Below are 12,635 nucleotides of genomic sequence, written 5' to 3'. Positions count from 1 at the left end.
TTAGAATGTTAAATTAAGACCAAACATGAATTTGCGGGTAGACGGGTAAACAGATGGTCCTACGGAACCAATTACGGTCGTACCGTCTTTAGCAGGAATTTCAGGATCGACACCGGAATAACCGGTTATGGTGAACAAGTTTTCCCCAGCGAAGAATATACGCATGTTTTGAATGTAATATTGCGGTAAGCTGAGGTTGTAGCCGATCGTCAATGAACGGAGTTTCAAGAAGTCGCTGTTTTCCAGATAACGGGTAGATGCTTTCTGCGAGCCGGACTGGTTGTTATAGGATGCAACCGGGTGTGTTGCAATGTCACCGGGCTTTTCCCAGCGGCTCCAACCGTCCTTCAGCTTCATTTGGTTACGGTCGGTATAAGCTCCGTCGGAGTCATATTCCTGACGTGAATAGTTATAAATCTTACCTCCGATCGAATAACCGAATACGGCATTCAAATCTATGTTTTTCCAGTTTAACGTGGTGTTGAATCCACCGAAGAGCTTCGGAGTGGAGGGCGGACAAATTATCTGGTCAGCTTTCGCATAATCTTCCGTGATGACGCGGCTGCCATCTTTGTCTGTCGTGTACCATTGTGGAGCTCCGGTTTCCGGATTAACGCCTGCCCACTCTTGCATATAAAATGCATCGCTGCTATAACCTACTTTCAGAATTTTGTCTGCTTCACCGGCAATGCCGATACCGCCACCTCCGATGATTTCCAAATCAGGATCATCGCCGTACAATTTTTCGACAATATTCTTATTGTGACCCAAATTGGCTTCCAAGCTCCAGTTCCAGTCTTTCGAACGGATGATATCTCCGCCGATGGTCAATTCGATACCCTTATTACTGATTTCACCGACATTCTGCCAGCGGCTGGTTACACCTGTAATACCGGATATCGGTGTCCGGTAAAGTACGTCAGTTGTGTATTTATTATAATAGTCGAGTACGATATGCAGTCGGTTGTCAAACAGATTTGCATCCAGACCCAATCCGAATGTGGAAGTTTGTTCCCATGTCAGATCCGGATTGCCTACTTGGCTGATCAGTGTTCCCGGTACGCCGTCGTAGTTGGCGGAGACGGAATAGAGGGCATATTGCGGATAAAGTTCACCCGGTCTGTTACCCATCGTACCGTAAGAGGCACGCAGCTTTAATGCATCTACCCAATCCGCATTAAACCAATGTTCCCGGTGGATATTCCAACCGCCACTGATGGAGTAGAAATTACCGTAGCGTGCATCTGTTCCGAAGTTAGAGGCCCCGTCACGGCGGAGAGATAGTTCAGCTACATAGCGGTTGTCGTACGAATAGTTGGCGCGCATAAAGAAAGACTGGCTTGCCGATTCGCTCAAACTGCCTCCGACCTTTTCGGGCAGGGCTGTTACGTCCAGTACTTCAAAGCCCGGGGCGAATCCCGTACCGATAGCTTTTGTCGCTTTGCCTTGATAGTCTTTGAACTCATAGGCCAAGATGGCTTCCACCGAATGTTTGCCGAATATCTTATTGAAGTTCAGCAACTGGTTGGTGTAGCGGCGGGTTGTGTTGCTTTGATATTCCTCGATACGTCCGTTTACGCCTAAAGCTCCGTTACTGCGGGGGTCAGAGTAGGAATGGTAATAGTAGTTCGTGTACTGATAGCTGTTGGTTGAACGGAATGTCAGCCAATCTGTGATCTTGATGTCGAAATCCAGATTACCGAGGAATTCGTATGTTTTATAATCCGTATGGTTGCCATACGAGAGGTCATTCAGATAGTTTGTCTGCTGGCTATTCACCCATCCTTGATAACGGTCCGGAACTAAATTCCCTTTTTCATCATAAGGACTATCCCAAGGAAGCATGGAGTACATGGCAGTAACCGAATATTGCGCATCTTCTACATCGCGCATACCACCCGATATAGACGGTCTGATTGTCAACCATTTGTACGGGGTATAGGTGGAACGGTAGCGGAACGTATAACGTGAATAATCATACCCTTTTACGGCACCATCTTCATCATAATAACCTACAGACAAGTAGGATTTTAAGTTTTCGTTCCCACCGGAAATGGATAAATTGTAATCCTGTGTGAATCCGGCGTGTGTGGCGAGATCCCACCAGTCGAAATTGGAATTACGTAATTCCGGATTCCAACGTGTGAAATTGACCATTTCCGGGTTGTTGAAAGAATTGTAATAGTCATACAACTCGGCACCGTTCATCATTTTCAGATTACCGTTGTTCAGTGTGCTGACACCCAATTTAGCAGAAGCGTTGATCTGCATTTTACCGCTTTTGGCTGATTTGGTTGTTATAAGAATTACACCGTTAGCACCTTCGGAACCATAGATAGCGGTAGAGGCTGCATCCTTCAGGATGGTCATGGTCTCGATATCCGCAGGATTCAACAGACCGGCTCCATCTCCGACAATTACGCCATCGATTACCCATAGGGGAGCTGTCGAGCCGCTCAACGTGGCTTTACCACGCACCATTACAGCGCCTTTAGCACCTGGCTGTCCCGAGCCCGGGGCAACAAAAACGCCGGATATTTTTCCGTTCAGCATGTTTTCAACCGACGGAGTCGTGATGTCGGTCAGTTTTTCATCTTTGAGTGTCTGCAAAGCTCCTGTCAGACTCTCTTTGCGTTGTACACCATAGCCGACAATTACTACTTCGTCCAAGGCCTGGGAATCTTCTTTCAAGGCAATCTTGATACTGGCCTGTCCGGTGTAGGGGATCTCTTGTGTCATATACCCAATAAAGGAGACTTGGATGATATCGCCTCGTTTCAGACCTTCTAAAACGACCTGACCATTACTGTCAGATACGTTTCCGTTAGTCGTACCCTTTATTACTACGGAAGCTCCGACCACAGGGCCGAAAGAATCTTCCACTGTACATGTTACTTTCCCATTCTGTTGGGAAATGCTGACACCTTGCTTTACCGGGGCTGTATCTGCCCAAGCTCCTCCCGGAACAGCCAAAGCTCCCGTTAGCAAAATAGTACTTACTAAATTTAACTTTTTCAACATAGGATTATAGATTAAAAAGAATACTGTCCGATTTTTTATGCCATCATATCTCGAATACAATAAAGGAGAGAATATTTTTGGCGATTTATGTTTTTGTTTTATACGTGGTTCTGATAGAACTAAAGCCAAAATGGCTGTATTCTGACTGTTATAATCGGATTGATAAAAGTCGGTATGCAACTTGGGTAAAAACCGGAAGTGAGAATGAAACTTTTTGTGTTAATTTTGATTAATAACCAGTATTTATTTGCAAGAATAATTTACGGGTGTAAATATTTACATATATTTGCCAACGAAACGACGAAGTTCTATCAGAACTCCGGCATTATTTATAATTTTTTTTGATTTAAATAAGCGAGTATTGCTTCTTCGTTATCCGGGTGGAACCATTTAATATCAGTGTCCCGCTTGAACCAGGTCATCTGCTTGCGGGCATAAACGCGGGAGTTGCGTTTGATCTTTTCGATGGCAAAGTCCAAAGTCCATTCACCATCCAAATATTTAAACAGTTCTTTGTAACCGACCGTGTTGAGGGAGTTCAGTTCACGGAAAGGATAGACGCGGCGTGCTTCTTCCAGCATGCCGTCAGCCATCATCTGGTCTACACGGCGGTTGATGCGGTCGTACAGCTCTTCGCGGTCACGGGTCAGCCCGATCTGTATGATCCGGAACGGACGCTCTTTGCGGGTATTGGTGCGGAAAGATGAATAAGGTTTGCCGGTCATGCGACAGATTTCGACGGCATGGATCACGCGTTTGTAGTTGTTGCGGTCTACTTCTTCATAATGTATGGGATCGGCTTCTTTTAATTCGGCAAGGATAGGGGCAAGGCCCTTTTCTTCAAATTCTTTGTAAATAGCAGTTCGTATTTCAGGTGTGACGGTAGGGATGTCATCGATTCCTTTCGTAACAGCGTCGATATACATCATACTGCCACCCGTCATGACGACGGTCGGATGTGTGCGGTGAAGTTCCCGGAGCAGGGACATCACATCTTCTTCAAAATTGCTTGCGCTGTAATAATCGGTGAGTGACAGGGTGCCGACCATATAATGCCGCACGCGTGCCATTTGTTCAGCCGTAGGGGCGGCCGTGCCTATCGGGAGGTCTTTGTAGAGCTGACGGGAGTCGGAAGAAATGATCGGTGAACCGAAATGTTCTGCTATGCGCAGGCTCAGTTCCGTCTTGCCGACTCCTGTCGGCCCTAATAGGATGACAAGGGAGTTCATTAATCAGAAACGCTCGTCGTCGTACGGATTGTCCATCGGTCCGTCGCCGAGTCCGTCGAAACCTTCTTTGTCGAGTTCGTCAATATCATATTCGGAATCACCATAGAAATCTTCGCCGATTTCGGTGCTGCCGGCTTTCGGGTCCATATCGTCGAACGACATGATTTGCACAGGCGGTTCACCTATAGACTTGCTGCATACGGGCTTGTCCAGATCCTTTCCGGGGATGATCTCGCGGAGTTCCATGAAGAAAGCGCGTTCGGTCATATAATCGAAGACGAAAAGCAACTTCTGGTGTTCGTCTTCCAGGAGTTCTTCCAGACGTGTATCTTCCATTATATAATTGTCCACTTCGGAAGTGGTGTCCATCTCAACCAGGGTGATTTCCGTATTCTTGCTCCAGTCGTCATCGCAGATGAAGAAAGAACACATCTGATCTTTTGTGTACCCAACAGAGTCCATAATGGCATTGTACAAATCCAGGAATGTAGCTTCCGAGTCGATTTTTATCTCGCGTTTGAAGTCGTCAACTTCATCTGATAGAATTAGAAATCTAAATACCATAATCGTTATTAGTTTTTTGTTGGTTCAAAAGTAGTAAAATAAAAATAATGTGCCAATAAAATAATGTGCCAATATGCCAATGGGAGTATGAATTTAATTGGCACATTGGCACATTGCCATATTATCACATTATTTACTCATCAATCGAACCTCTGACAATACCGCGCTGAGATGATTTGATGAAGTTGAGGATCAAATCACGTTCTTCGCTGGGTTCGTATTCCGTTTCGATTGCTTTCAATGCTTCCGTATTGTTGAGGCCGCGCGTGTAAAGCGTCCGGTAGATATCCTGGATCAGGAATACCTGCTGATTGGTGAAACCGCGACGGCGCAAGCCTACGATATTGATACCACAGTAGACGATCGGGTCGCGTCCGATCAGCGTGTAAGGAGGAATATCCTTGCCGATGCGCGAGCCGCCCTGTACCATTACATGTTTGGAGATGCGTGAAAACTGGTGGACCAGGCTGCCGCCGCTCACGATGGCGTAGTCGTCAATCTCTACTTCCCCGGCAATCTGCGAAGCGTTACCGATAATGATATTGTCTTTCAGCACGCAGTCGTGGGCAATATGGGAATAAGCCATGATCAGGCAGTTGCGGCCTACGACCGTTTTCCCTTTGGAGGCTGTTCCGCGATTTATAGTCACACATTCGCGGAGCGTTGTGTTGTCGCCGATCTCGGCGATTGTCTGTTCTCCTTTGAACTTCAGATCCTGGGGAATACCGGCAATTACGGCTCCCGGAAATACATTACAATTATTACCGATTCGTGCGCCGTCCAGAATCGTTACATGCGAATGAATACGGCAGTTTTCACCGATTACGACATCTTTCTCGATTACGGCAAACGGGTCAATCGTTGTGTTCTGACCGATCTTTGCTTCGGGATGAACGACTGCTAAGGGGGATATACTCATTACCTTATATAATTATTATTTGTTTTTGACAATCTGTGCCATAAATTCGGCTTCGCTCACTAACTTATCGCCTACGAAGACATAACCTTTCATGGTGGAAATACCCCGGCGTATCGGAGCCAGCAGTTCCAGACGCAGGATCAGCGTGTCACCCGGAACAACCTTCTGGCGGAATTTCACGCCGTCGATCTTCATGAAATAAGTAGAGTAGCGTTCCGGTTCGTCAACCGAATTCAGAACGAGCAGTCCTCCGGTCTGTGCCATCGCTTCCACCTGCAATACGCCCGGCATAACCGGTTCCTGTGGGAAATGGCCTGTAAAGAACGGTTCGTTGCTTGTGATGTTTTTTACACCTACGATATAGTTGCCGCCGATCTCGATGATTTTGTCGACCAGCAGGAACGGGTAACGGTGCGGGAGCAACTCGCGGATACGGTTGATGTCCATCACCGGTGCGTTGTTCGGATCGTAAATCGGAGCCTGTACTTCGTTCAGCTTGATGTCCTTGCGGATCATGCGTGCCAGCTGGTTGTTGACCTTATGTCCCGGGCGGGTTGCAATCACCCGGCCCCGGATCGGTTTGCCGATCAATGCTAAGTCGCCGATCACGTCGATCAGCTTATGGCGTGCCGGTTCGTTGTCGAACACTAACGGTTTGTTGTTGATGTAGCCCAGGTCTTTCACATCCTTGTGCGGGATGTTCAGCTTGTCCGCCAGGTTGTCAAGTACTTCCTGAGACACTTTCTGGTCGTAGATCACGATCGCATTGTCGAGGTCTCCGCCTTTGATCAGGTTGTTCTGCAGCAACATTTCCACTTCGCGGACAAATACGAATGTACGGGAAGCCGCCAATTCAGCCGGGAACTCGCTTAAATCGTTCAAGGTGGCGAATTGGTTGGAAAGCACGGGCGAATCGAAAGAAATCAGTACATTGACACTGAACTTATCATCCGGAAGGATAATGAGCGAAGAACCGGTCTCTTCATCCTTCACTTCGATTTTATGCTTTACTATGTAATAATCTTTCGGTGCGTTCTGTTCTACGACACCGGCTTTTTGGATCTCTTCGCTAAAGAAACGTGAGCTGCCGTCCAGGATCGGAAATTCGGGAGCGTTCACTTCTATCAGGCAGTTGTCTATTTCATAGGCATATAAGGCTGCCATCGCATGTTCAATGGTACTTACCTGAATGCCGTTTTTGGAGAGCACAGTCCCTCTCTGGGTTCCGGCTACATTTTCGGCTACGGCATCGATTACAGGTTCTCCTTCCAGGTCAACACGTTTTATCTTATATCCATGATTTTCGGGCGCAGGGTGGAATGTGATTTGAATGTCCAACCCCGTATGCAACCCTTTTCCTTGCATAGAGAAACTCGTGGCAAGCGTCTTCTGTTTCTGCATACGTTTATCTGATTTATTTATTAAGTTCTTTTTTTAATTGCTCAATCTCACGCTGCATCTGTCCCATCTGGCGGTACATGTCCGGCAAACGGTTGAAGATGGCGCTCGAGCGCATGAACGCCTTTGCGTTGATGGCCGGCGCTCCCAGCAGAGTAGCCGGCTCTTTTACGTCGCTGATCACACCGCATTGTGCCCCGAACACGACATGGTCGGCTACATGAATATGACCGGATAATCCGGCCTGTCCGCCAAACATGCAATGGCTGCCGATCTTAACGGAACCGGCAATGCCAACCTGGGCTGCCATAACCGTATTTTCGCCGACTTCCACGTTATGGGCGATCTGCACGAGGTTGTCCAGTTTCACACCCCGGCGGATGATGGTCGAGTCCATAACGGCACGGTCGATCGTCGTATTGGCTCCGATCTCGACATCGTCTTCTAAAACGACATTGCCCAACTGGGGAATCTTTTTGTAATTATCGCCTTCGGGAGCAAATCCGAAGCCGTCTGATCCGATTACGCTTCCGGCGTGCAGGATACAGTTGTTGCCAATCACACATCCGTTATAGATAGTTGCGTGCGGATAGATCGTGCAGTTTTCTCCGATCGTTACGTTGTCGCCAATGTAAGCGTGCGGATAGATCCGGCAGTTCTTGCCGATCTTCACATTTTCACCGATATAGGCGAAGTTCCCGACATAGCAGTCTTCGCCGACTGTTGCCGAGCCGGCAATAAAGGCTGTGGCATCTATTCCCGCCTTTTTCGTTTTCGCCTGTTCCACCATATTCAGCAGTATGGCAAGCGAAGCATAGGCATTGGCAACCTTTACCAAGGTCGCTTTTACCGGTTCGGAAGGAGTGAAATCATTGTTTACCAAAACAATGCTTGCTTCAGTGTTGTAGATGAAATGTTCGTATTTGGGATTGGCCAGGAATGATAATGTTCCCGGTTTACCTTCTTCTATTTTAGAGAAGTTGTTCACTTTCACTTCAGGGTTGCCTTCAACGGTTCCTCCTAAAACACTTGCTATTTGTTGGGCTGAAAACTCCATTACTTATTTTTTTATATATATTTCAAATGCAATTACCTGACTTGCACCAAGGCATTTTGCAAAAATGGTGAAAATTATTGGGATAGCCTATGCTTTACAAGGAATAATTCCTTTATCATGCAGATAACCTGCCATTTCGCGTTGTACGGCCTCTGCTGCAGCGCGTGCTACGGTCGCAAAATTCTCTGTTTTGTCTGCATAGATAATGGCACGGGAGGAGTTGACCAACAGTCCGCATTGATCGTTCATACCGTATTGTGCGACTTCGGCAAGGCTTCCGCCCTGAGCACCTACGCCCGGTACCAGCAGGAAGTGATTGGGAGCATGTTTACGGATGTCGAGGAACATCTTGCCCTGCGTTGCGCCAACGACATACATCATCTGTTCGTCAGTAGCCCATTCCTGCGACTTCTTCAGTACTTTCTCGAACAGGCGTTCGCCGTTGGCATCTTCCGTCATCTGGAAATCCTGTGAGCCTTTGTTGGAGGTCAACGCCAGCAGGATAACCCACGCTTCCGGATAGATCAGGAAAGGTTTCACACTGTCTTCACCCATATACGGAGCCACTGTTACGGCGTCTACCTTGATATGATCGAAGAACGAACGGGCATACATTTCGGATGTGTTACCGATGTCGCCGCGTTTCGCATCGGCAATGATGAACTGGTCGGGATAGTTTTCACGCAGATAAGCGACTGTCTTTTCAAAAGACAACATACCTTTCACACCCAGACTTTCGTAGAAAGCGAGGTTCGGCTTGTAGGCCACGCAATAGTCGGCTGTAGCGTCGATGATTGCTTTGTTGAATGCGAAAATGGGATCTTCTTTATCCAGCAGGTGCTGCGGGATTTTCTTTATATCAGTATCCAGTCCTACGCAAAGGAAGGATTGCTTTTTCTTGATGTTTTCGAATAATTGCTGCTTGTTCATGTTGTTACGTGTAAAAAATTAGTCTAAAAATAATGTTATAGTTCAGACTCTTTCAGTCGTTCAGCATTCTCTGCCACGATCAGCTGATCGAGGCATCCTTGTATATCCCCATCCATAAAGGCTGAAAGATTGTAAATCGTGTAATTGATACGATGGTCGGTGATACGTCCTTGCGGATAATTGTAGGTACGGATCTTGGCCGAACGGTCGCCGGTGGAGACCATCGTTTTCCGTTTGTCGGCAATATCGTCCAGATATTTCTGATGTTCCTTGTCGTAGATGAACGAACGCAGACGGGTAAGCGCCCGTTCCTTGTTCTTCGGCTGGTCGCGCGTCTCGGTACATTCGATCAGGATTTCTTCGCTCACGCCGGTATTCGGATTCTTCCATACATAGCGCAGACGGACACCTGATTCGACCTTGTTCACGTTCTGCCCTCCGGCGCCACCCGAACGGAATGTGTCCCATTTGATCTCGCCTTCATTGATTTCTACGTCGAATTCATCTGCTTCGGGAAGCACGGCAACGGTGGCTGCCGAAGTATGCACGCGTCCCTGTGTCTCGGTGGCCGGTACGCGTTGTACACGGTGCACGCCCGATTCGTATTTGAGAGTGCCGTACACCTTTTCCCCGCTGACGGTAAAGATGATTTCCTTGAAACCTCCCGCTGCGCCTTCGCTACAACTGGACAGGGCGACTTTCCAGCCTTTCATCTCACAATACTTCACGTACATGCGGTACAGGTCGCCGGCAAAAAGCGCCGCTTCGTCACCTCCCGTTCCTCCGCGTATCTCGACAATCGCATTTTTGTCGTCCTGCGGATCGGTCGGAACCAGAAGCAGCTTGATTTCTTCTTCCAATACCGGGATGCGGTTGTTGCATGCGTCCAGCTCTTCGCGGGCCATTTCGCGCATCTCCGGGTCCTGTTCGCTGTCCAGCAGTTCGCGGGCCTCTTTGATACCGTTCAATGCCTTGACATACTCCTCACGAGCGGCAACGATCTTTTCCAGATCGCGGTATTCTTTATTTAATTTGACGAACCGTTTCATGTCGGCAATAACTGCCGGGTCGGTAATTAACGTACCGACTTCCTCAAAACGGCTCACCAATCCGTCTAACTTCTCTAATAAATTGCTTTCGGCCATTTATAATTAATAGGTAAAGCGACCATTCTCGCTTTCGATGATTAATTCGTTCTTTTCCGCTTCCTCGACGAAGCCGACAATCTGTGCATCTATGCCGAAACTTTTCGAGATGCTGATCACTTCTTCCGCATATTCAGGCGCGATGTAGACTTCCATACGGTGCCCCATATTGAATACTTTGTACATCTCGCTCCAGTCCGTACCGCTCTGTTCCCGGATAATCCGGAAAAGGGGAGGAACGGGGAAGAGGTTGTTTTTAACGATCCGTTTGTTTTCAACAAAATGCATGACTTTGGTCTGTGCGCCGCCGGAACAGTGTACCATCCCGTCGATCTGCGGGCGCAGCTTGTCCAGCAGCACCTTAATTACCGGAGCATATGTGCGGGTAGGGGAAAGCACCAACTTTCCGGCGTCGATACCTAATTCTTCGATCTGGTCCGTCAGTTTCAAACCGCCGGAGTAAACCAATTCATCAGGTACGGCAGCGTCATAGCTTTCCGGATATTTTTTAGCCAGATACTTGGCAAAAACGTCGTGACGGGCAGAGGTCAAACCGTTGCTGCCTGTTCCACCGTTATATTCTTTTTCGTAAGTGGCCTGTCCGAAGGAAGCCATTCCCACGATCACATCACCACCTTTGATGTTCTTGTTGTCGATCACGTCGGCGCGTTTCATGCGGCAGGTAACCGTGCTGTCGACGATGATAGTACGAACCAGGTCGCCCACGTCGGCTGTCTCTCCGCCTGTCGCATAGCAACCGACTCCCATTTCACGGAGTTCGGCCAATAGTTCGTCCGTCCCGTTGATAATAGCGGAGATCACCTCTCCGGGTATCAGCAGTTTGTTGCGGCCGATTGTCGAGGAAACTAATATATTGTCGACTGCACCTACGCACAGCAGGTCGTCGATGTTCATGATCAATGCGTCTTGTGCGATGCCTTTCCAAACGGACAAGTCCCCGGTCTCTTTCCAGTACATATAGGCCAGGGATGATTTGGTTCCGGCTCCGTCGGCATGCATGATGTTGCAATATTCGGGATCACCGCCCAGGATATCGGGGATGATCTTACAGAATGCTTTGGGAAATATTCCCTTGTCGATGTTCTTTATTGCATTGTGAACATCTTCTTTCGAAGCGGATACCCCGCGTAGGTTGTAACGTTGGTCACTCATTTTTTTCTGAAATTTGCCTGCAAAGATACTATTTTTTTGTCTTACTTATCTAAGTTTTAGAACATCTCCTTCTTCGGGAATATAATCATAGTGCTTTTTATTCATTTTATATAAGCTCTTGATCTGTATTCCGTACTTCTGCGCGATGCTATGCATGGATTCGCCCACCTGCACGACATGGTCGTAATTCGGCTTGTCGGCTTTCTTTTTTTTCTTTTCTAAATAGACGATGTCGCCTTTCTGCAGCGGGAAGTCTTCCGGCACTTCGTTATACTTCTTCAGGTCTTTCACCCGGAAGCCGAGGCTGGCGGCAATATCGTCGAAGCTGTCCCGTCCGTTGGAGTAAACATACAGCAGTCCGTTTGTCCGGTAGACCGTGTATTTGGAGACGCGGGCGGGCTGCTTGGCTGGTTTCGATGCGCCTCCCTTGGCGGTGTCGTAACGATAGAGCTCGTAGTCTTCGATCAGTTTGATCAACCGGTTGGCATAAGCCCGGTCGGTTGCATACCCGCATTTCTGCAAGCCCCGTGCCCAACCTTTGTAGTCCGTAACCTTTAGTTTGAACAGGGGAGCATAGCGCGGACGATCGACGAGGAAACGGGCATGGTCTTCATACGATTGTTCCGGATTCTTATATTTACGGAAACATTCTCCCCGCAGGTCGTCATCATGATAGACGCGTCCGCCCCGCCAGTCGGAGTGGCATTTGATGCCGAAATGGTTGTTCGACTTGCGCGCCAGTTCGCTTTGCCCGGCGCCGGATTCCAGCAAGCCCTGCGCAAGCGTGATACTCGCCGGTATGCGGTATTTCTTTTGATGCTGGATGGCCAGGTTGCTATATTGTTTGATGTACTTTTCGTATGACGGCACTTTCCGCTGGCTTGCTGCCAGAACTGTCCCTGTAATGGAAAATATCACAAGTATGGAAAGAATTCGTAGTGTTAATCGCATGACTGATCTGTTATTGTAATTATTTCAGAGACAAAGATAATTATTTCCGGCATTGGTTAAAAGTTTCATGCCGAAGAAACAAAAAATCCATCTCGGAGAAACTAAAGTTCCATGCCGATGAAACAAAAGTTTCACAGGATCGAATATGCTGAAACTTTTTGTTCCGGCAGGCTGAATTTCCTTTTCGGAAGTGTTTTTTCCGGTTTCGGAAACTAATTTCCTATAACAGCAGGAAAGGTCTTTTACTT

The 12,635-nt window shown here is 47.8% G+C and carries 10 protein-coding genes; all 10 read right to left on the bottom strand.

Annotation, left to right across the window (positions count from 1 at the left end; all coding sequences use genetic code 11):
* The 10 genes from DWU89_RS12740 to DWU89_RS12695 all read right to left on the bottom strand — a co-directional run bounded on the left by DWU89_RS12740 (position 1) and on the right by DWU89_RS12695 (position 12,387).
* Entirely contained in the window at positions 1 to 3,021 is a 3,021-nt protein-coding gene (locus DWU89_RS12740) for a SusC/RagA family TonB-linked outer membrane protein (protein ID WP_115500021.1), read from the bottom strand.
* 329 nt (positions 3,022 to 3,350) lie between these two features.
* Positions 3,351 to 4,250 (bottom strand): tRNA (adenosine(37)-N6)-dimethylallyltransferase MiaA, encoded by a 900-nt coding sequence (miaA, locus tag DWU89_RS12735; protein ID WP_115500020.1) that lies wholly within the window; start codon positions 4,248 to 4,250, stop codon positions 3,351 to 3,353.
* A 3-nt stretch (positions 4,251 to 4,253) separates the two neighbouring features.
* Complete coding sequence (locus DWU89_RS12730; protein WP_115500019.1) at positions 4,254 to 4,814, bottom strand: IS1096 element passenger TnpR family protein; 561 nt, start codon at positions 4,812 to 4,814, stop codon at positions 4,254 to 4,256.
* 133 nt (positions 4,815 to 4,947) lie between these two features.
* Positions 4,948 to 5,733 carry an acyl-ACP--UDP-N-acetylglucosamine O-acyltransferase gene (gene lpxA, locus DWU89_RS12725; RefSeq protein ID WP_115500018.1) on the bottom strand — a complete coding sequence of 262 codons (786 nt, stop codon included), beginning with the start codon at positions 5,731 to 5,733 and terminating at the stop codon, positions 4,948 to 4,950.
* A 15-nt stretch (positions 5,734 to 5,748) separates the two neighbouring features.
* Positions 5,749 to 7,134, bottom strand: coding sequence for a bifunctional UDP-3-O-[3-hydroxymyristoyl] N-acetylglucosamine deacetylase/3-hydroxyacyl-ACP dehydratase (locus DWU89_RS12720; protein WP_115500017.1), 1,386 nt, complete (start codon positions 7,132 to 7,134; stop codon positions 5,749 to 5,751).
* A gap of 13 nt (positions 7,135 to 7,147) precedes the next feature.
* On the bottom strand, positions 7,148 to 8,188 hold the full coding sequence (gene lpxD, locus DWU89_RS12715) for a UDP-3-O-(3-hydroxymyristoyl)glucosamine N-acyltransferase (protein ID WP_115500016.1): 1,041 nt from the start codon (positions 8,186 to 8,188) through the stop codon (positions 7,148 to 7,150).
* 87 nt (positions 8,189 to 8,275) lie between these two features.
* Entirely contained in the window at positions 8,276 to 9,118 is an 843-nt protein-coding gene (pyrF, locus tag DWU89_RS12710) for an orotidine-5'-phosphate decarboxylase (protein ID WP_115500015.1), read from the bottom strand.
* Between the two features lie 35 nt (positions 9,119 to 9,153).
* Positions 9,154 to 10,263 carry a peptide chain release factor 1 gene (gene prfA / locus DWU89_RS12705; protein ID WP_115500014.1) on the bottom strand — a complete coding sequence of 370 codons (1,110 nt, stop codon included), beginning with the start codon at positions 10,261 to 10,263 and terminating at the stop codon, positions 9,154 to 9,156.
* 6 nt (positions 10,264 to 10,269) lie between these two features.
* The gene (locus DWU89_RS12700; protein WP_115500013.1) at positions 10,270 to 11,436 is read right to left on the bottom strand and encodes an AIR synthase related protein; all 1,167 of its coding nucleotides are present in this window, start codon (positions 11,434 to 11,436) and stop codon (positions 10,270 to 10,272) included.
* 45 nt (positions 11,437 to 11,481) lie between these two features.
* Positions 11,482 to 12,387, bottom strand: coding sequence for a glucosaminidase domain-containing protein (locus DWU89_RS12695; protein ID WP_115500012.1), 906 nt, complete (start codon positions 12,385 to 12,387; stop codon positions 11,482 to 11,484).
* Positions 12,388 to 12,635 lie beyond the last annotated feature (248 nt).

This window comes from Parabacteroides acidifaciens, assembly GCF_003363715.1.
GTDB lineage: Bacteria > Bacteroidota > Bacteroidia > Bacteroidales > Tannerellaceae > Parabacteroides > Parabacteroides acidifaciens.
The sequence above is the reverse complement of the archived record's forward strand: the minus strand, read 5'-3'. Positions and strand labels throughout refer to the sequence as shown.

Bases quoted from the DNA above. Each gene is read 5' to 3' on its own strand.
- lpxA (WP_115500018.1), bottom strand. From the start codon at position 5,733: ATGAGTATATCCCCCTTAGCAGTCGTTCATCCCGAAGCAAAGATCGGT.
- prfA (WP_115500014.1), bottom strand. From the start codon at position 10,263: ATGGCCGAAAGCAATTTATTAGAGAAGTTAGACGGATTGGTGAGCCGT.
- lpxD (WP_115500016.1), bottom strand. From the start codon at position 8,188: ATGGAGTTTTCAGCCCAACAAATAGCAAGTGTTTTAGGAGGAACCGTT.
- miaA (WP_115500020.1), bottom strand. From the start codon at position 4,250: ATGAACTCCCTTGTCATCCTATTAGGGCCGACAGGAGTCGGCAAGACG.
- DWU89_RS12730 (WP_115500019.1), bottom strand. From the start codon at position 4,814: ATGGTATTTAGATTTCTAATTCTATCAGATGAAGTTGACGACTTCAAA.
- DWU89_RS12720 (WP_115500017.1), bottom strand. From the start codon at position 7,134: ATGCAGAAACAGAAGACGCTTGCCACGAGTTTCTCTATGCAAGGAAAA.
- DWU89_RS12700 (WP_115500013.1), bottom strand. From the start codon at position 11,436: ATGAGTGACCAACGTTACAACCTACGCGGGGTATCCGCTTCGAAAGAA.
- DWU89_RS12695 (WP_115500012.1), bottom strand. From the start codon at position 12,387: ATGCGATTAACACTACGAATTCTTTCCATACTTGTGATATTTTCCATT.
- DWU89_RS12740 (WP_115500021.1), bottom strand. From the start codon at position 3,021: ATGTTGAAAAAGTTAAATTTAGTAAGTACTATTTTGCTAACGGGAGCT.
- pyrF (WP_115500015.1), bottom strand. From the start codon at position 9,118: ATGAACAAGCAGCAATTATTCGAAAACATCAAGAAAAAGCAATCCTTC.